The sequence below is a fragment of the Arthrobacter sp. BF1 genome (assembly GCF_056680215.1).
Genome location: NZ_CM155271.1, coordinates 2,591,811 through 2,609,012, shown reverse-complemented (window position 1 = coordinate 2,609,012; position 17,202 = coordinate 2,591,811). Strand labels below are relative to the sequence as shown.

The following is a 17,202-nucleotide window of genomic DNA, read 5'->3' as shown; positions in this document are numbered from 1 at the left end:
CGATAGGCTGTTTGAATGACAAGCAGGGCGACATCCTGGGGCCTTCGGACCGCGACGCTTCTGATGGCCGGGGCGCTGGCTGCCGGATGCAGTGCCCCCGGCGGCAGTGGCCCGGCATGGACTGCGCAGCCGGGGGCGTCTTCCGGCTCCGCGCCCGGCGCGACAGGCGCGGGCAGCAGTTCGCCGGCGTCGGGGCCTGCTCCCGCGCCGAGCGGGTCGGCCCCTGCGACTCCCGGACCGGCCGCCACAGCAGCCGTGTGGAAAACCTTTACGGACCCCGGCCGCGCCATCAGTTTTGACCTCCCTGACGAATGGATCGCCCAGTCTGTCACCCCTGAGGACGGGGCCCTGCCCGGTGCGTTGAAGATCGAGGTGAAAAAGCAGGACGGCACCTTCATGGCTGCCCTGCGAACGGGACTGCCGCCGTCGGATCCGGCGTGCCCTGACGCCGGGAAGAAACCCTACGTTGTCATCAGCAGCGTGCCGGTGGCACCTCCCGGCCTGTCGGGCGAGGGCACCATTGCGCCGCACGCCGTGTACCGGGTGATCCAGGGCTACCGTTACTTCGGCTCGTACGGCATCACCAACATTGTTGGCGGTGCGGACGGGCAGGCCTGCGAACTGCGCAACGTGGTCCGCGGTCCGGCGGGCAAGGGAGACTACTCTTTTGGCGACGTCATTGCCCTGAAAGCCTTTGCCCCTGATGAGAAGGTGGCCCCGGCCAAGGCCTTTGACACCTTGGACCAGGCCGCCAAGTACGTCAATGAGGGTCCGGACTTCGCGAACGTGCAGCGGATGCTAATGTCTCTGGAGATCAAAAACTAGTCCCGCCCCCGGCGCCATCAGCGCCGGGGCAGAGCGGCTGTTCTGCCACTACCTCACACCCCGGAGATACATGGAACGCACCGTTGCCGCACGCATCGTTTTTAAGACCGTGGCTGACACCAAGGCAGCCTTGGCTATCGCCGTAGCCAAAAACAGCGGCTACACCTCCTTCGAAGAATCCCTCACCGTCACGGCTGGCGGGGCCGCTGTTCCGTTCCGGGAACTGGCCGACTATCACGGCGGCCGCCTCCACTACATGGAGTTTGCTGAGCCGGTCGAAGTGACGGTTGAGTACTCTGCGACGGTTGCAGGCAAGGCGGAGCCGGACGAGCCAACCCTGGCCGAGCTCATCCGTTATGTCCGGCCGAGCCGCTACGCGGAGTCCGATCGGCTCCTGCCCACCGCCTACGCCGAGTTCGGCGGCCTGCACGGTGCTGAACTGCTCCAGGCAGTCAGGAATTGGGTCTACGGCGAGTTGAGGTACGTCAGCGGCTCTTCGCGAGGCACCGACGGGGCGGTGGAAACGCTCCTGCACCGCCGCGGCGTATGCCGCGACTTCGCGCACCTGGCCATCGCGTTGCTCCGCTCCAAGGACATCCCGGCACGGCTCGCGGCCGTCTATGCGCCGGGGCTTGCCCCGATGGATTTTCACGCAGTGGCGGAGGCCCACGTCAATGGGGCCTGGCATGTCATCGACCCCACGGGGCTGGCCCCGCGGGAGTCGATGCTGCGGATCACGGCAGGCCGCGACTCATCCGACACAGCGTTCCTGTCCACCGTGGGCGGGCGCCTGACCCTGAACGAGCTGCGCGTCACCGCTGTGGTCAACGGCCAGCTGCCCGTCGAGGATCCGGCCAAGTTGGTGGCTCTGGGCTGAGCCCAGCGTTCACTTGAGTGGTTTGGCACCCACGGAATTGCGGAGCTTTTCGGTCAGCCGCTGAAGCTCTTTTTGCTCGGCAGCTGTCAGGGCCGGCCCCACCAGGCTGGAGATGTCCCGCACGTGCTCGCGGCCGATCTCCTTCTGCAGTGCCGCCCCTTCCTCGGTCAGCTTCAACAGGACGCCCCGGCCGTCGTCCGGGGCGGGCATCCGGTCCACGAGGCCGCGCTTTTCGAGCCTCTCCACCAGCCTGCTGAGGCTCGACTGGCTCAGCAGGACATGGTCATTAAGCTCATTAAGGCGCAGCCACCCGGACGGGCACCGGGAGAGCGTGAAAAGGACGTCGTACTCGTTGATGGCAACATTTCGGAAGGCTTTGCCTGCCTGGAGCCTTCGCATGACCGCAACCTGTGCCCGGAACAAGGACTCCCAGGTTTCCGCCGCCAGGCGGCTCGGAGCTTCCTTCCCTTCAGCGGCCATCATGCCTCCGAGGATGCTGTTTCATTGGCCTGGGACGCCATCAGAGCAGCTACCCGGCCGGCGTGGGTGGGGGGATCCGGCACATGGGCCGGCTTCTTGGCGGCATACTCCTTGCGCAGGACGGGGAGGACTTCCTCGCCGAAGAGATCCAGCTGCTCGAGGACGGTCTTCAGCGGCAGGCCTGCGTGGTCGATCAGGAACAGCTGGCGCTGGTAGTCACCGAAGTACTCGCGGAACGTCAGGGTTTTCTCGATCACTTCCTGCGGGCTTCCCACGGTGAGGGGAGTCTGCGAGGTGAAGTCCTCCATGGACGGTCCGTGGCCGTACACAGGTGCGTTGTCGAAGTAGGGGCGGAATTCCTTGACGGCATCCTGGGAGTTCTTGCGCATGAAGAACTGGCCGCCGAGGCCCACGATTGCCTGGTCTGCCGTGCCGTGGCCGTAGTGCTCGTAGCGTTCGCGGTAGAGGCCGATCAGCTGCTGGTAGTGCTCCTTGGGCCAGAAGATGTTGTTCGCGAAAAAGCCGTCGCCGTAGTAGGCCGCCACTTCGGCGATCTGTGGCGTGCGGATGGAACCGTGCCACACAAAGGGGGCGACGCCGTCGAGCGGCCGCGGCGTGGAGGTGAAGTTCTGCAGCGGGGTACGGAACTTGCCGGACCAGTTGACAGTGTCCTCATCCCAAAGACGGCGCAGCAGGCTGTAGTTCTCGATGGCCAGTTCAACGCCGTCCTGAATGTTCTTGCCGAACCAAGGGTAAACGGGGGCGGTGTTGCCGCGGCCCAGGACCAGGTCCACGCGGCCGTCGGCCAGGTGCTGCAGCATGGCGAAGTCTTCGGCGATCTTGACGGGATCGTTGGTGGTGATCAGCGTCGTGGCCGTCGAAAGGGTGATCCGCTCAGTCTGGGCTGCAATGTACGCCAGCGTCGTGGTGGGCGAGGAGGAGAAGAACGGGCGGTTGTGGTGCTCGCCGATGGCGTAGACATCCATACCGATTTCTTCGACCTTCTTGGCGATCGCCACGGACGCCTTGATGCGGTCGTTCTCCGTGGGCGTCCGGCCCGTAGTGGGGTCAGTGGTGATATCGCTGACGCTGAATACGCCGATCTGCATGGTTGGCCTTCCGTTCCTGGACTTCTCTGGGATTGCTATCAACATACCAGATGTTCATGCATTTGCATGTACCGCCAGATATAACGCAGCACGGAACCGAATATTCCCTGTTTTACTCGGGGTCGCCCGCGGCGGCGCGGCGGCCGCTGACCTTGGGCGTCATGCCGGTGGTCCAGTCGCTGAACTCTGCGTCGACGTCGTCCGCCCCCGCAAACTCGGGGCGCGCCTGCATGGCGCGAAGCAGCGTTTTGCGCTCACGCCGCCCTTCCACGAGCCGGTACAGCACGGGAACCAGAACCAGCGTCAGGGCAGTGGAGGACACCAACCCGCCGATGACCACCACCGCAAGTGGCTGGGAGATAAAACCGCCGCCCCCGGTCAGGCCCAGCGCCATGGGGGTCAGGGCGAAAACAGTGGCGAGGGCGGTCATCAGGATGGGGCGCAGGCGCTGGCGTGCGCCGTGCGTGATGGCGTCCGCCACGGTCATGCCCGGCAGGCCGTTCCGCGGCTGCCGGTATTGGTTGATGAGGTCGATGAGCACGATCGCGTTCGTGACCACGATTCCCACGAGCATCAGCATGCCGATCAGCGACGGCAGGCCCAGGGGAACGCCGGTCGCCAGGAGCAGCGCAACGGCTCCGGTGGCTGCAAAGGGAACCGAGACCAGCAGGATCAGCGGCTGGACCAGGGACTTGAACGTGGCCACCATGATGACGTACACAATGGCGATGGCCGCGAGGAGCGCCAGGCCCAACTGCCGGAAGGACTCCGCCTGCTGGGTGGTGGCGCCGCCGAGTTCTGCCGTAACTCCGGCGGGCAGGCTGACGTCCGCGAGGCGCTTCTGCACCTCTGCGTTCACCGCGCCGAGGTTGGAGCCCGACGGCGTGACTGACACTTTCGCGGTCCGCTGGCCGTTGCTGGCGGTGATGGAAACCGGTACGTCCACCTTCTCAACGGAGGCGATGCTGCCCAGTGTCACGGATCCGGCCGCGGCCGGCAACGCGATGCTGCGCACCGCGTCGATGCTGGTGAACCGGGTCCCTTTGCCGATCTGGACGGGGAAGTCATTGGTATCGATCCGGACCGTGCCGGCCGGGATGGGGCTGATCGTGGCTGCCAGGACGCCGGCCACCTGCTCCTCGTTGAGTCCGGCGGCGGCAGTTTTGGCGCGGTCAACCTTGACCTGTACCACTGGCTGGCTGGCCGCGAGGTTGGTGGTCACCTCACTGGTCTCCGGCACACCGGTCATGGCTTCCACCATGGCGTCACTGGCCGTGCGGAGGTTCTCGGACGTCGCTGCCTTGATGGTGATATCCACGGTGGAGGACGTGCCAAAGCCGCCCTGCTGGGAGCCGACAGTGACCTTCCCGGAATCGGCCACCTCGGCCAGTTTCTTGCGGACCGTTTCCTGAAGCTTTGCCTGGTTCACCTTCTCGTCCGTCACCACGGTGAACGTGGAGTTGGAGGAGCCGGATGAGGTGAGGGCGGCGAAGCCGGCCTGCGCGTTGCCGGAGGTGACCTGGACGTTCTTGACCCCCTCAATGCCGCGGAGGACTTCTTCAAGCTTTACCGCCGCGGAACTGGTGTCGGCAAGGCTCGTCCCCGCCGGCAACACCTGGCGGACCGTCATGCTGTTCTGGCCGGAATCGCCGAGGAGGTTTGTGGCCAGAAGCGGTGTCATGGCACCTGTCCCGCCGAGCACCAGGAGGGCGGCAACAAGGGTCCACACCGGATGCTTCTGGGTCTTGTTTAAGATTGGGAGGTACCCGCGCTGCAGCGGGCTCTTCTGTTCGGACTCGTGCGCCTTGGCCCGGGCGGTGGCAGCAGCTTCACGGGCGGCGGCGGAGCCTGCGGCAACGGCCGGGCTCTTGAGGAACCAGTAGGCGAGGACCGGAACGATGGTCAACGAGACCAGGAGAGATGCCAGCAGCGCCATGGTGACCGTCAGCGCGAAGGGCCGGAACAATTCGCCCGCGAGTTCGCCCACGAAGGCGATCGGCAGGAAAACGGCCACGGTGGTCAGCGTCGAGGCAGTGATGGCGCCGGCCACTTCGCGGATCGCGGTGAGGATGGCGGCCACTTTTTCCTCGCCGTAGCTGAGGTGGCGCTTGATGTTCTCGATCACCACAATGGAGTCGTCCACCACCCGACCAATCGCGATGGTGAGCCCGCCCAAGGTCAGGATGTTCAGCGAATAGCCCGTCGCCGAGAGTCCGATGAAAGTCACCAGGAGCGAAAGGGGGATGGACACCGCCGTCACCAGGGTGGAGCGGGCGGACATCAGGAAAACCAGGATGACGGCAACCGCGAAGCCCAGCCCCAGCAGGCCCTCGGTGGTGAGGTCCTTGATGGACTTCTCGATGAACGGAGCCTGATCAAACACGGCCGTGAACTTGGCGTTGGATCCCAGTTCCGCCTCAAGGGCGGGCAGCGAGTCGTTCACGGCGTGGGAAATGCCCACGGTGTCGCCTCCAGGCTTCTTGGTGACCGAAACCGCCAGCGTTTCCTGGCCGTTGGTCCGGGTAATGGAAGTGCGTTCGTTGTCTTTGAGGCTGACGTCCGCGACCGTCCCGATCGTTGCCGCGTTTTTGGCGCCGCCCAGCGGCAGCGACCTGATGGTGTCCAGGGAGTCCACCGGGCTGCCGATCTGCAGGGACAGGGTCTTGCCCTGTTCCTCGATGGTGCCCGCCGGGATCAATGAGCCGTTGTTCTTCAGCGCGTTCCGGATGGACTCTATGCTGGCGCCGCTGGCGGCCATCGCTTCGGGCCGCGGGAGGACCTCGATGTGCTGGGTCGCGCCGCCGGTCACGTCGGCGCCGCGGACGCCGTCGATCTTCTGGAGCCGGGGGACGGAGAGCCGCTGGAGGTCCGAGTTCAGTTCGCTGAGCGGCTTGTCCGAGGACACCGCGAGGAACACGATGGGGAAGTCGCTGATGCTGCCGGCGAACGCCTGGGGCTGGACATCTGCCGGGAGCGAACGCTTGGCGTTGGAGATGGCCCGGTCGATCTGGTTCCGGGCCCGGTCAAGGTTTGTCCCATAGGTGAAGACCATGGTGATCTGCGACGAGCCGTTGCGCGAGGTCGAGGAGGTTGACTCCAGGCCCTCCACACCGTTCAGAGCCGTTTCCAGAGGCGCACTGACCTGCTTGTCCACCACTTCGGGGGACGCGCCCGGCATGGGGGTCAGTACAGTGATCTGCGGGAACTCGATGGAGGGGATGAGTTCCTGCTTCAGCGATGACATGGTGATCACGCCGAACACCGATGCGAAGACGGTGATCAGCGCGATCAGTGCCCGGTTTGCCAGTGAAAGTTGTGCCAGCCGGAACATCGCTTGGTCTCCTGTGGGATTGACGGACTGCTAGTACCGGACCTGCCCGCCAGGCCGGCGGTGCATCAGTGGTGGGCGGGAACGCTTTCCAGCCGGAGTGCCTTGGCGGTGGCCGCTTCGAGTTCCGCAGCCAGGGCCGGGTTCTCGTCGAGCTTCACGCCGTAGCCGGGCATCATATCCTTCAGCTTGCCCTGCCAGCCCTTGAAGTTCTTCGGGAAGGCTTTCTGCATCAGTTCGATCATGATGGGTACCGCCGTCGACGCGCCGGGCGACGCGCCCAGGAGCGCACCGATCGAACCGTCGCGGCCGGCGATCACCTCAGTGCCGAACTGCAGCACGCCGCCCTTCTTCGGATCCTTCTTGATGATCTGTACACGCTGGCCGGCGGTGATCAGTTCCCAGTCCCCGTCCTTGGCCTCGGGGTAGTACTCGCGAAGCGCCTCCACCTTGTCACCATGGCGCTTGGCCACCTCTTTGACGAGGTAGGCCGTGAGGTCCATGTTGTCCTTGGCCACGGCAAGCATCGGAATGATGTTGCTGGGGCGGATGGACAGCGGCAGGTCCAGATACGAGCCGTTCTTCAGGAAGTTGGTGGAGAAACCGGCGTACGGGCCGAATAGGAGGGAGCGCTTGCCGTTGACGTAGCGGGTGTCCAAGTGCGGGACGGACATGGGCGGGGCGCCCACGGACGCCTGGCCGTAAACCTTGGCGCTGTGCTGGGCCGCGAGGGTCTCGTCCGTGCAGCGGAAAAACTGACCGGAAACGGGGAATCCGCCGTAACCCTTGCTCTCCGGGATTCCGGAGGCCTGCAGGAGGTGCAAGGCACCGCCGCCCGCGCCGACGAACACAAACTTGGCATGGATCTTCCCGTGCTCGCCGGAAGCCGGGTACTTCAGCGAAAGGTCCCAGCCGCCGTCGGACGCTTTGGTGATGCCGCTGACCTCGTGGCCGTAGTTGACCTCGACGCCGTTATTGCCCAGGTAGGTGGTCAGCTCACGGGTCAGCGCCCCGAAGTCGACGTCGGTGCCCTCAGCTGCCCGGGTGGCGGCGATGCGCTGCTTGGGGTCGCGGCCCTTGACGATGAGCGGCGCCCACTTGGCGATCTGCGCGTGGTCCTCGGAGTACTCCATGCTGCGGAACAGAGTGTGGGACTTGAGCGCTTCGTAGCGGGTCTTGAGGAAGTTGGTGTTGTTCTCACCGATCACAAAACTCATGTGCGGGACCGTGTTGATAAAGCCCTTCGGCGAGCCGATCAGCTTCTCGTCCACCAGATGGGACCAGAACTGCCGCGACAGCTGGAACTGTTCGTTGATCAGCAGCGCCTTGGCAGGATCCACCGAGCCGTCCTTGGCTGCGGGGGAGTAGTTGAGCTCGCACAGTGCGGCGTGGCCTGTTCCGGCATTGTTCCAGGGGTCGGAGCTTTCCAGACCCGGCTGGTCCAGGCGCTCAAACAGGGAAATGGTCCAGTTCGGCTCGAGCTGCTTGATGAACGCCCCGAGGGTGGCGCTCATGATGCCGCCGCCAATCAGTACGACGTCGGCATGTTGGGTCTTGGATATGAAGGTCACAATCAGTCTCCGATAGCAGCGGCTCTGGCTGTCACAGAATATCCCTGCCCGGGCCTCATACTGAAATTGGGCCCTGCCGTCAAGGCTTTAGCTGCACCTTCGTGAAAACTTCACTTAGTACCGGGGACGCCGGGTAGCTACTGACGCGGTCCGAGAGAGCAAGTGCCGAAATCGGGAAGGCGATGGGAACAGCCGGGACAGTGGCGGCAATTTGGGCATTGATGGTGTGGTACTGCTCATCACGTTCCTTGCCGGCGGGCAGGCCCCGGGCGCGGTTGATCTTGGAGAAGACCTGTGGATCGTGGTAGCCGAACTCGCCGTTCTTTTCCCCGAAAAGGGGCCCCACGAAGTTTTCGGCGTCTGAATAGGCGCCGTTCCAGCCGAGCAGGTGCAGGGCGTGGTCCCCGGGCGACTGGACCTTTTGGAGGTAGCCGTCGGACCAGTCCACCGGGACCGGCTTGATGTTGAACCCGACGGCGGTTAGTTGCCTGCTGAGCTCCGCATAGATTTTCTCCGGCGTGGGAAGGTAGGGCCGGGTGGCGTTCAGCGGGTAGTAGAACCGGAGCTCTTCCCCGGCGTAGCCCGCTTCGACGAGGTAGGCCTTCGCCTTGGCCGGATCGTGGCCCAATTCCGGGGCTTCGTTGTTGAAGCCGCTGATCTTGGGCGGCACGAACTGCGTGGCCTTTGCCGTGTTGTCGATGAAGAACTTGCGGATCAGGGTGTCCTTGTCGATCGCCAGCTCAATGGCTTGGCGGATCTTCAGGTTCTGGAGGATCGGGACTTCCTGGTTCATGCCCAGGTACATCACCGAGAACGGATCGCGCTGGACGATTTGCATGCCCCGTTTGACGAGTTGGTCGAAGTTCCCCACCGTGACGGCGTCGTAGCCGTCGATCTTGCCGTCCAACAGGGCCTGCAGGCGTGTCTGCGGGTGGTCGTACGTAACGAAATTTATGGTGGCTATCTGCCCGCGGTCACCCCAGTACTCCTTGTGGGTGACCAGGCGGACGCTGGTTTCGTCCCAGGCGGCCAGGCTGTACGGTCCTGTGCCCACGGGGTTGGTCGCAAATGCGGAGACAGGGTTGCCGTACCGCGTCTGGTTGAGCACATCGGCGGTGCCTGTGGTCAGCGCTGCGGGGGAGGCGACGGCAAAGGCCGGCAGGGTGAGTGCCTGCAGGAAGGCCGTGAAGGGCTGCGTGAGGTCGATCCGGACGGTGTCGGTGGATTCTGCGGTGCAGCTCTTGAAAATGGAGAGGGCAGCGTCGTCTGAATGGGCCTTGAACACGCTCTTGAAAGAGATTCCCGGCGCCTGCATGCGCAGTTCCGCGGGGAACGCGAACCAGCGGTTGAAGTTGTGGCATACGGCATCGGCGTTGAATGGCGTGCCGTCCTGGAAGAAAACGCCGGTGCGGAGCTTAAAGGTGTAGGTGCGGCCTTCGTTCGATTCGGTCCATTCCGTAGCCAGCAGCGGGGTGGGTTTTCCGGTGGTCTGGTCGACTCCCACCAGTCCCTCAAGGATCTGGCGGGTGATCCGGTAGCTTTCCACATCGCTTGATAGTGCCGGGTCCAGCCCCAAAGGCTGGGATGCTGTGCCGAAGGTGAACGTTTCGGTGGGCTCGGATGCCGTGGCCGGCGCTGTGGGCGACGTTGACGACGGTGACGGCGAGGGGGTGCCGGTACAGGCTGTCAGGCCTAATGCCATAAGAACGGCGCCGGTCTTGATGACCGTTCGCCGCGATGTACTGCTGGGCACTCGTCTATCACCTCTGGGCTATTTCTGGCCGGCGCCGCCTGCTGCGGGCCAAGGACACAGTCTAATTGACGGTGCCCGGTGTTCCCGGTAACGCTTTGCCCTGGGCATGGTAGCGGCCCGTTCCTGGTGGAAACGGGCCGCTGCGGGTCCCTGGTGCCGCCGGTGGCCGGTGGCAGTTCGGGTGTATTACTTGGGCATCAGCACCGAGTCGATCAGGTAAACGGTGGCGTTTTTGGTTTTGACGCCGCCGCAGATGACGCTGGCGCCGTCGACCTTAAGCGCATCCCCGCTGCCGGTCACGGTAACCGAACCGCCCTGGACTGTGGCGTGGGTGCCGGCGATCTTGTCAGGAGTGATCTGGCCAGGAACTACGTGGTAGGTCAGGATCTTGCTCAGCAGGGCGTCGTCGGTCTTAAGCGTCTCGATGGTTGCCGCGTCGATCTTCGCGAACGCATCGTCCACCGGGGCGAAGACCGTGAACTCGCCGCCGTTAAGCGTGTCCACGAGGTCAACCTTCGGGTTCAGCTTGCCTGAAACGGCGGCCGTGAGGGTGGTCAGGATGGGGTTGTTGGAGGCGGCCACCGCTACCGGGTCAAGGGCCATGCCGGCAACGGAGCCCGCGCCGGTGGGGACCTTCTCGGCGTAGCCGGCGCAGCCCGGTCCCACCAGGTTCGCTGCCGGGTCCATGGCGGCGGCGCTGGCGGTCATTGACGGTGAAGGGGCCATGCTGGACGTCATCGGTGCAGCTGACGGAGCGGAGGAGCTAGGTGCTGTTGTGGTTGATCCGCCACAAGCCGTAAGTCCAAGCAGGGCTGCAGTTGCAACGCCTGCGACGGTGAAGGATGTGCGCTTGAATGACTGCATTTCGGTTCTCCTAGTTATTTGGTTTCTGCCGATTTCTTGCCTGCCGCAGACGTGGCGCCTGCCGCGTGACCTGTTCCGACTATCGGGCACCTGCCCTTGGCTGGTGTCTCATGGGGTATTCGGGCGGAGTTCCGAAATGGATGGGTGGATCGAAAGGAGTTTCTTCAATCAGTCTGTTTTTGGGGTCAGCCGCTTAAATGCAGAGATCCCGGGCCGTAGAGCCCGGGATCTCTGGGTAACTGTGCGCAAGGGGGGACTTGAACCCCCACGCCCGAAGGCACAGGAACCTAAATCCTGCGTGTCTGCCAATTTCACCACTCGCGCTTGGCAGCTGACGGTGTTTTTGCTCCGGCCAGCGGGCTGGACCGGGAACAAAACGTACGACGGCGGATGCCAGTTTCCATTGTAGCCTCGGCCGGGTGCCGATCCTGTCAGCCCCCGGCGCTGTGGCGTTCTTGCAGACGTGTTGCCGCTATGCGTCCAGTTTGAGGTCGCGCCGCAGTTTCGCGACGTGCCCGGTGGCCCGCACGTTGTATTGGGCCAACGCCACCTTGCCGTCTGGATCGATGACGATGGTGGAACGGATCAGCCCTTCGTAGGTCCGTCCGTAGTTTTTCTTTTCGCCCCATGCCCCGTAGGCCTCGGCCACAGCATGGTCTTCGTCGGACAGCAGCGGGAAACTGAGGTCTTCGTTGGCGGCAAATGCGGCGAGCTTTTCGACGGAATCGGGGGAGACGCCCAGGACGCGGTAGCCGGCCGCGGTGAAGGACGCCAGATTGTCGCGGAAGTCGCATGCCTGTTTGGTGCAACCGGGGGTGGACGCCGCCGGATAGAAATAGACGATGGTACCGGCGCCGCGGCCCGGAGCCAGTGCCACGTCCTGACCCGACGAATCCTTCAAAGTGAAGCCGGGCGCCACGGCACCGGGCAGAAGTCTTTCAGCCAATGTTGATCTCCTTGTTGCAGGCGGGACATTCCACCCTAGTAAGCATCTGGAATCGATGCTAACCAGCCTTAGCTATACTTGCAGGTATGCCTGACATGGATCGCTGGCCCACAGGGCGCTTATTGTCCACCGCGGCGCGCCTCGTGGAACACTCCTGGAACGAAAAGCTCGGCGCCATCGGGCTGACGCATGCAGGCGTAATAGCCATTGAAGTGCTCGCAGCTCAGGGTCCTATGACCCAGGCACAGCTCGCCCAGTTTGTTCGGGTACAGGCCCAGACCATGGGGAAGACGCTCACGCGGCTGGAGGCCCACGGCCACATCGCCCGCGTTCGCAGCACCTCTGACCGACGCAGTCAGGTGGTATCCCTCACCGACAGTGGCCGGGAAGCGGCGGACGCCGCCGTTGAGATGGAGCGCTCAGTGCTGGCCGCGGCAACCATCGATCCTGACCTCCTGCGGCATGAGCTCCAGGCTGTTGTCCGCGAGCTGGCCAGTCAGTTCTCATCGCCGGCCACCCGCGCCCTGGTGGACGGCGCCCCGCTGGCCTAGGAGCGCCCGGCGAAAAAATTCGCCGATCCCCGGAAACTCACCGGCATCACTCCTGCAGATTCCGCAGCGGTGGTGCCGGTTTTTAGTTGGAGGATTTCGGGCACAAAAGAAACAGCCCCTGGCAGCGCTTCCGCGTGCCAGGGGCTGTTTTTCCCTTGGTGCACCCCCCGGGACTTGAACCCGGAACCCATTGATTAAGAGTCAATTGCTCTGCCAATTGAGCTAGAGGTGCATCTCTTTGCGGTGATCTTCGTGGCTTTTTCTTTCCCGGTTGATCTCCGCAACGACATGAAACTCTACACGAACTTCCGGTGCATGTGAAATCGACGGGCGGGGGATGAGGATGCTCAGGTCGGCGGGGCCAAAACCAGCACAAAATCAGGGTTTTGATTGTTGCTCAGCAGCCAAAACCCGCCATCGGGGGTCCGGATGACGTCCCGGATCCTGCCGTACTCGCCTGTGAAATAGGCCACAGGCGTGCCGGCGTCCTCGCCGCTGAGGGCAACGGTCCAGAGGCGCTGACCGCGCAGGGCGCCGAGGTAAGCCGTGGAGCCGGCAATCTCCAGGCCGCTCGGTGAGGAATCCGCCGTCGAAGGCCACACGACCTTGGCATCCAGGTACCCTTCGCGGTGTGGTGTGCCTGTTACCGCGGGCCAGCCATAATTGCCGCCCGGCAGGATGAGGTTCAGCTCGTCGTTTACGTCCGGGCCGAATTCGCTGGCCCACAGCCGCCCGTCACTATCCCAGGCGAGTCCCTGGACGTTGCGGTGCCCGAGGCTATACACGGCGTTGCCGAAGGGGTTGCCAGGGGCGGGCTGGCCATCAGCCGTGATCCTCAGGATCTTCCCACCCAGCGCGTTGGGGTCCTGCGGCTGTTCCCTGCGCTGGGAGTCACCTGTGCCCACATAGAGGTAACCGTCCGGGCCAAACCTGATTCTGCCGCCGTTGTGGGTTGATGCCTTGGGGATCCCGGTGAAAACAACCTCCGGCGCATCAAAGGTCAAGGGGCCGCCGGGTGTTTCTGCCAGCTTGACCCTGGCGATGCGGTTGTCCTGAGGAGACGTGTAGTAGAGGTAGAGGTAGCTGTCGGTTCCGAAGTCGGGGGAGAGGGCGAGGCCAAGCAGGCCGCCTTCCCCAGCGGGGCTGACGCCGGGAACCTGGCCCATCGTGGTGGCTCGGCCATCCTTCACGGCCTTGAGCAGCGCAGATTCACGTTCTGAGATGATGGCCGTGCCGTTCGGCAGAAATACGGCTGCCCACGGAATGCTGAGCTGCAGCTCAAGGCGCTTCAGGATTCTTGGGCCGGGGGCCGGGACGGCGGCGCTGCCCGTCCCGCTGCCCGCCCCGGTGGGGGCGGCGCCCGTCTCTGTGATACTTCCTGTTGGGCCGTCGTTTCCACTCCCCGTGCACCCTGAGAGGAACAATGCGAGGCACAGCGCCATGGCCCCGGCAGGGAGTCCTGCAGCCCGGAAGGACCGGGCCGATATTACGGCGCTGTCAGAAGCGGGTCCTCCTGGGGGCCCGGAATCCTGCGGCCTCCGCGTGGGCCGCCGACTCAAACCAGACTTCTGCCGTGGTCTGCTCATAGTCGGGGTGCCCTTCCTCGTAGTAGACCATCGCGCCGGCATCGCCCTTGACCACGTAATCAGCCGGGCCGCTGCCGTCAGGGCCGGGCGAGGCCGAGCCGGCGCCGTAGGGGTGCTCCGCCGCTAGGTGGCCGATCGGTTCAGACGCCGGTTCGTACCCGGTGGCCGACGCCGTTCGTGCCGCCGTCGCGTCATCCAACCGGACCGATTGCTGGCCTTCTACTGCAGAGCCTTCATCCGACAGGCTGCCCGACAGATCGCCCGAGACGTCGTCCGCAGCGGCTGTTTCGGCTCCAGGGAGCGTGGGGGCATGCGGATCGGTGTACTCGGCGTGATGGATGTAGTGGGCACTCTCGGTTGTCTCCGAGACGGACCCCTGACCTGGCGTCGGTTCGGCCAGCGGTGTGGCTGGAGCGCCCGTGGCAGAAGTGCCGGTGGCTGCAGCGCCGGCAAGTCCGGGGCTGGTGGAGTGGGCTGAGTGGGCCGACCCGCCAGCTTCTGACCACTGCGTTTCCCACTCGTCCTCCGCTTGCCGGGCCGCGAATCCCTCTCCGTTAGATGCATCCTCACGCGCCATCGCCTCGATCGGCGAGGTGGGCTCGGGGCTTGCCGCTGGTCCCTGGGCCGCCAGGGGTTCCTGACGAGCGAGAGGTTCCTGGGCCGCCAGGGGCTCCGCAGCAGGCGCGGTTTCCGCAGGAAGCCTCATCTTCTCGGGCTCCAGCGGCTCGGCCGCCCTGAAATCCTGGAGGGCGCCGGCATCCTGTCCTGCCATCGCGTTCTTTTCGCCGACTGCGTTTCTTTCGTCGATGGACTCCGGCGCGCCAACAGGTTGCTGGTGCCCTGGTGCACCCGACCGCTCCAGGTCGTCGTCGGCTGTAGTCGGGGGAGTGGGTTCCGCAGCGCTGCCGAAACCTGCAGCACTGGGGAGGCCGGCAGTGCCGGCCGCTTCTGCTGAGGCCGCCGCGCTTCCGCCGGACAGGCCGCCGTCAGTCCGGCGGGGCGTCGCGCTGCCCTTCTTCGTGGAGTTGCTTCGGTTCAGCAGCCACCACACAACGCCGACAATCAGCACGATCACAATGATCCAGATGACAAAATCCATAGCGGGGCCTTTCAGTCCTGATGGCATGGTTGCCGTTTCATGACGGTACGTCGGTGCGAACGGCACTGTCTAGGTCGCTGGAGGCAGGGCGGGCGGTTCGACGCCGGGACTGGGCTCGCCAGACTAGGCGACCGTGCCCCGTAGCGGCCACAGCCATCCTGAATCTCATTATTTGAGACACGAGTCCACTATTTGAACTGAATATTCTTGAAATAGACCAAAAGCTGCGCCGCCTGGTCGTCCGTATCAGCGTCATAGCCATAGACTTTGAGCCATGAGCGCCGACGCCCCAGCAACAACCGAGAACAAGCCCGACATCAAGCCCCGCAGCAGGGTCGTCACCGACGGGATCCACGCCGCCCCCGCGCGTGGCATGTTCCGTGCCGTTGGCATGGGCGATGACGACTTCGCGAAGCCCCAGATTGGCGTGGCAAGTTCCTGGAACGAAATCACACCGTGCAACCTCTCCCTGAACCGGCTGGCCCAGGGTGCCAAGGAAGGCGTCCACGCCGGCGGCGGATTCCCCATGCAGTTCGGCACCATCTCCGTTTCAGACGGCATCTCGATGGGCCACGAAGGCATGCACTTCTCCCTGGTCTCCCGCGAAGTCATCGCCGACTCCGTGGAAACCGTGATGCAGGCAGAGCGCATCGACGGCTCGGTCCTGCTGGCCGGCTGCGATAAGTCCCTGCCCGGAATGCTGATGGCCGCAGCCCGCCTGGACCTGGCCAGCGTCTTCCTGTACGCCGGCTCCATAATGCCCGGCTGGGTCAAGCTTGAGGACGGCTCCGAGAAGGAAGTCACCCTCATCGATGCCTTCGAAGCTGTTGGCGCCTGCGCCGCCGGCAAGATGAGCATGGAAGACCTCACCCGCATCGAAAAGGCCATTTGCCCGGGCGAAGGTGCCTGCGGCGGCATGTACACGGCCAACACCATGGCCTGCATCGGCGAGGCGCTGGGCATGTCCCTGCCCGGCTCTGCAGCTCCACCCTCGGCAGACCGCCGTCGTGATGAATTCGCCCGCAAGTCCGGCGAAGCAGTGGTTAACCTGCTCCGCCTGGGCATCACTGCCCGCGACATCATGACCAAGAAGGCGTTCGAGAACGCCATCGCCGTGACCATGGCCTTCGGCGGCTCCACCAACGCCGTGCTCCACCTCCTCGCCATTGCCCGTGAGGCCGAGGTTGAGCTGACTCTGGACGACTTCAACCGCATCGGCGACAAGATCCCGCACCTGGGTGACCTCAAGCCCTTCGGCCGCTACGTCATGACCGACGTCGACAGGATTGGCGGCGTGCCGGTCATCATGCGCGCACTGCTCGACGCCGGACTGCTGCACGGTGACTGCCTCACGGTCACCGGCAAGACGGTTGCCGAAAACCTGGCCGCGATCAACCCGCCGGACCTGGACGGCAAGATCCTTCGGGCCATGGACAACCCGATCCACAAAACCGGCGGCATCACCATCTTGCACGGCTCCATGGCTCCGGAAGGCGCCGTCGTTAAGAGCGCAGGCTTCGACGCCGATGTTTTCGAAGGCACCGCCCGCGTGTTCGAACGTGAGCAGGGTGCGCTCGATGCCTTGGACAAGGGCCAGATCCGCGCCGGGGACGTCGTCGTCATCCGCTACGAAGGCCCCAAGGGCGGCCCGGGCATGCGAGAAATGCTCGCCATCACCGGCGCCATCAAAGGCGCCGGTCTGGGCAAGGACGTCCTGCTCCTGACCGACGGTCGCTTCTCGGGGGGCACCACCGGTCTGTGCATCGGCCACGTCGCACCCGAAGCGGCCGACGGCGGCCCCATCGCCTTCGTCAGGGACGGCGACCGGATCCGCGTGGACATCGCTGCCCGCTCCTTTGACCTCCTGGTCGACGAAGCTGAGCTCGAGTCCCGCAAGGTCGGCTGGGAGCCTCTGCCGGCCAAGTTCACCAAGGGTGTGCTCGCCAAGTACGCCAAGCTCGTCCACAGCGCCTCCACCGGTGCCTACTGCGGATAGCACTTTCCGGTGGGCTCACCCCTGGCCGCTGGGTGGGCCCAACTAGGTAGCAGTAAGTGTCGTTATGAGCGCTCAAAACGACATTTACTGCTACTTAGTTGGGGACGGAGCCCAACTGGTGGACAATGGAGTCCATATGGTGAGATGCGCACCACCCTCGTTGACAGGCATCTCACCCAGAGGGAAAACTGAACGCATGATCGCATACGTTACTAGC

General features: G+C 64.3%; 13 protein-coding genes and 2 tRNA genes. 4 read left to right on the top strand and 11 right to left on the bottom strand.

Going from position 1 to position 17,202, the window contains the following annotated elements; genetic code table 11:
- The first annotated feature begins 15 nt into the window (after positions 1 to 15).
- Both AC1MCD_RS12225 and AC1MCD_RS12220 read left to right on the top strand, forming a co-directional pair.
- Complete coding sequence (locus AC1MCD_RS12225) at positions 16 to 825, top strand: hypothetical protein (protein ID WP_498672269.1); 810 nt, start codon at positions 16 to 18, stop codon at positions 823 to 825.
- 70 nt (positions 826 to 895) lie between these two features.
- The gene (locus tag AC1MCD_RS12220) at positions 896 to 1,702 is read left to right on the top strand and encodes a transglutaminase-like domain-containing protein (RefSeq protein ID WP_498672267.1); all 807 of its coding nucleotides are present in this window, start codon (positions 896 to 898) and stop codon (positions 1,700 to 1,702) included.
- A 9-nt stretch (positions 1,703 to 1,711) separates the two neighbouring features.
- Here the strand turns inward: AC1MCD_RS12220 and AC1MCD_RS12215 are convergent, their stop codons facing one another.
- The 8 genes from AC1MCD_RS12215 to bcp all read right to left on the bottom strand — a co-directional run bounded on the left by AC1MCD_RS12215 (position 1,712) and on the right by bcp (position 11,753).
- A complete protein-coding gene (locus AC1MCD_RS12215) occupies positions 1,712 to 2,182 on the bottom strand; it encodes a MarR family winged helix-turn-helix transcriptional regulator (protein ID WP_498678319.1) in 471 nt (156 codons plus the stop codon).
- Positions 2,182 to 3,291 (bottom strand): LLM class flavin-dependent oxidoreductase, encoded by a 1,110-nt coding sequence (locus tag AC1MCD_RS12210; RefSeq protein ID WP_498672265.1) that lies wholly within the window; start codon positions 3,289 to 3,291, stop codon positions 2,182 to 2,184. Before AC1MCD_RS12210 ends, AC1MCD_RS12215 begins: the two co-directional genes overlap by 1 nt.
- 112 nt (positions 3,292 to 3,403) lie before the next feature.
- Positions 3,404 to 6,622: an efflux RND transporter permease subunit gene (locus tag AC1MCD_RS12205; protein WP_498672263.1), complete on the bottom strand. Its 3,219-nt coding sequence runs from the start codon at positions 6,620 to 6,622 to the stop codon at positions 3,404 to 3,406.
- Between the two features lie 65 nt (positions 6,623 to 6,687).
- A complete protein-coding gene (locus tag AC1MCD_RS12200) occupies positions 6,688 to 8,190 on the bottom strand; it encodes a malate:quinone oxidoreductase (RefSeq protein ID WP_498672262.1) in 1,503 nt (500 codons plus the stop codon).
- A gap of 79 nt (positions 8,191 to 8,269) precedes the next feature.
- Complete coding sequence (locus AC1MCD_RS12195; protein ID WP_498678317.1) at positions 8,270 to 9,892, bottom strand: ABC transporter substrate-binding protein; 1,623 nt, start codon at positions 9,890 to 9,892, stop codon at positions 8,270 to 8,272.
- Positions 9,893 to 10,129: 237 nt separating this feature from the next.
- The gene (locus AC1MCD_RS12190; protein ID WP_498672261.1) at positions 10,130 to 10,807 is read right to left on the bottom strand and encodes a fasciclin domain-containing protein; all 678 of its coding nucleotides are present in this window, start codon (positions 10,805 to 10,807) and stop codon (positions 10,130 to 10,132) included.
- A gap of 242 nt (positions 10,808 to 11,049) precedes the next feature.
- Positions 11,050 to 11,131: transfer RNA gene (locus AC1MCD_RS12185), tRNA-Leu, on the bottom strand.
- A gap of 148 nt (positions 11,132 to 11,279) precedes the next feature.
- A complete protein-coding gene (bcp, locus tag AC1MCD_RS12180) occupies positions 11,280 to 11,753 on the bottom strand; it encodes a thioredoxin-dependent thiol peroxidase (protein ID WP_498672259.1) in 474 nt (157 codons plus the stop codon).
- Between the two features lie 95 nt (positions 11,754 to 11,848).
- On the opposite strand from bcp, the gene AC1MCD_RS12175 reads away from it, so the two are divergent.
- The gene (locus tag AC1MCD_RS12175; RefSeq protein ID WP_498678315.1) at positions 11,849 to 12,304 is read left to right on the top strand and encodes a MarR family winged helix-turn-helix transcriptional regulator; all 456 of its coding nucleotides are present in this window, start codon (positions 11,849 to 11,851) and stop codon (positions 12,302 to 12,304) included.
- Positions 12,305 to 12,460: 156 nt separating this feature from the next.
- On the opposite strand, the gene AC1MCD_RS12170 is transcribed toward AC1MCD_RS12175, so the two are convergent.
- From AC1MCD_RS12170 to AC1MCD_RS12160, 3 genes are all read right to left on the bottom strand, one after another.
- Positions 12,461 to 12,536, bottom strand: a tRNA-Lys gene (locus AC1MCD_RS12170).
- Positions 12,537 to 12,651: 115 nt separating this feature from the next.
- Entirely contained in the window at positions 12,652 to 13,746 is a 1,095-nt protein-coding gene (locus AC1MCD_RS12165) for a PQQ-dependent sugar dehydrogenase (RefSeq protein ID WP_498672257.1), read from the bottom strand.
- Between the two features lie 55 nt (positions 13,747 to 13,801).
- Positions 13,802 to 14,989 carry a sunset domain-containing protein gene (locus tag AC1MCD_RS12160; RefSeq protein ID WP_498672255.1) on the bottom strand — a complete coding sequence of 396 codons (1,188 nt, stop codon included), beginning with the start codon at positions 14,987 to 14,989 and terminating at the stop codon, positions 13,802 to 13,804.
- A 274-nt stretch (positions 14,990 to 15,263) separates the two neighbouring features.
- Between AC1MCD_RS12160 and ilvD the strand changes: the two genes are divergently transcribed.
- On the top strand, positions 15,264 to 16,985 hold the full coding sequence (gene ilvD / locus AC1MCD_RS12155) for a dihydroxy-acid dehydratase (RefSeq protein ID WP_498672253.1): 1,722 nt from the start codon (positions 15,264 to 15,266) through the stop codon (positions 16,983 to 16,985).
- Positions 16,986 to 17,202 lie beyond the last annotated feature (217 nt).

Coding starts and splice junctions, on each gene's coding strand:
- AC1MCD_RS12225 (WP_498672269.1), top strand. CDS start 16: ATGACAAGCAGGGCGACATCCTGGGGCCTTCGGACCGCGACGCTTCTG.
- AC1MCD_RS12220 (WP_498672267.1), top strand. CDS start 896: ATGGAACGCACCGTTGCCGCACGCATCGTTTTTAAGACCGTGGCTGAC.
- AC1MCD_RS12215 (WP_498678319.1), bottom strand. CDS start 2,182: ATGGCCGCTGAAGGGAAGGAAGCTCCGAGCCGCCTGGCGGCGGAAACC.
- AC1MCD_RS12210 (WP_498672265.1), bottom strand. CDS start 3,291: ATGCAGATCGGCGTATTCAGCGTCAGCGATATCACCACTGACCCCACT.
- AC1MCD_RS12205 (WP_498672263.1), bottom strand. CDS start 6,622: ATGTTCCGGCTGGCACAACTTTCACTGGCAAACCGGGCACTGATCGCG.
- AC1MCD_RS12195 (WP_498678317.1), bottom strand. CDS start 9,892: ATGGCATTAGGCCTGACAGCCTGTACCGGCACCCCCTCGCCGTCACCG.
- AC1MCD_RS12190 (WP_498672261.1), bottom strand. CDS start 10,807: ATGCAGTCATTCAAGCGCACATCCTTCACCGTCGCAGGCGTTGCAACT.
- AC1MCD_RS12175 (WP_498678315.1), top strand. CDS start 11,849: ATGGATCGCTGGCCCACAGGGCGCTTATTGTCCACCGCGGCGCGCCTC.
- AC1MCD_RS12165 (WP_498672257.1), bottom strand. CDS start 13,746: ATGGCGCTGTGCCTCGCATTGTTCCTCTCAGGGTGCACGGGGAGTGGA.
- AC1MCD_RS12160 (WP_498672255.1), bottom strand. CDS start 14,989: ATGGATTTTGTCATCTGGATCATTGTGATCGTGCTGATTGTCGGCGTT.
- ilvD (WP_498672253.1), top strand. CDS start 15,264: ATGAGCGCCGACGCCCCAGCAACAACCGAGAACAAGCCCGACATCAAG.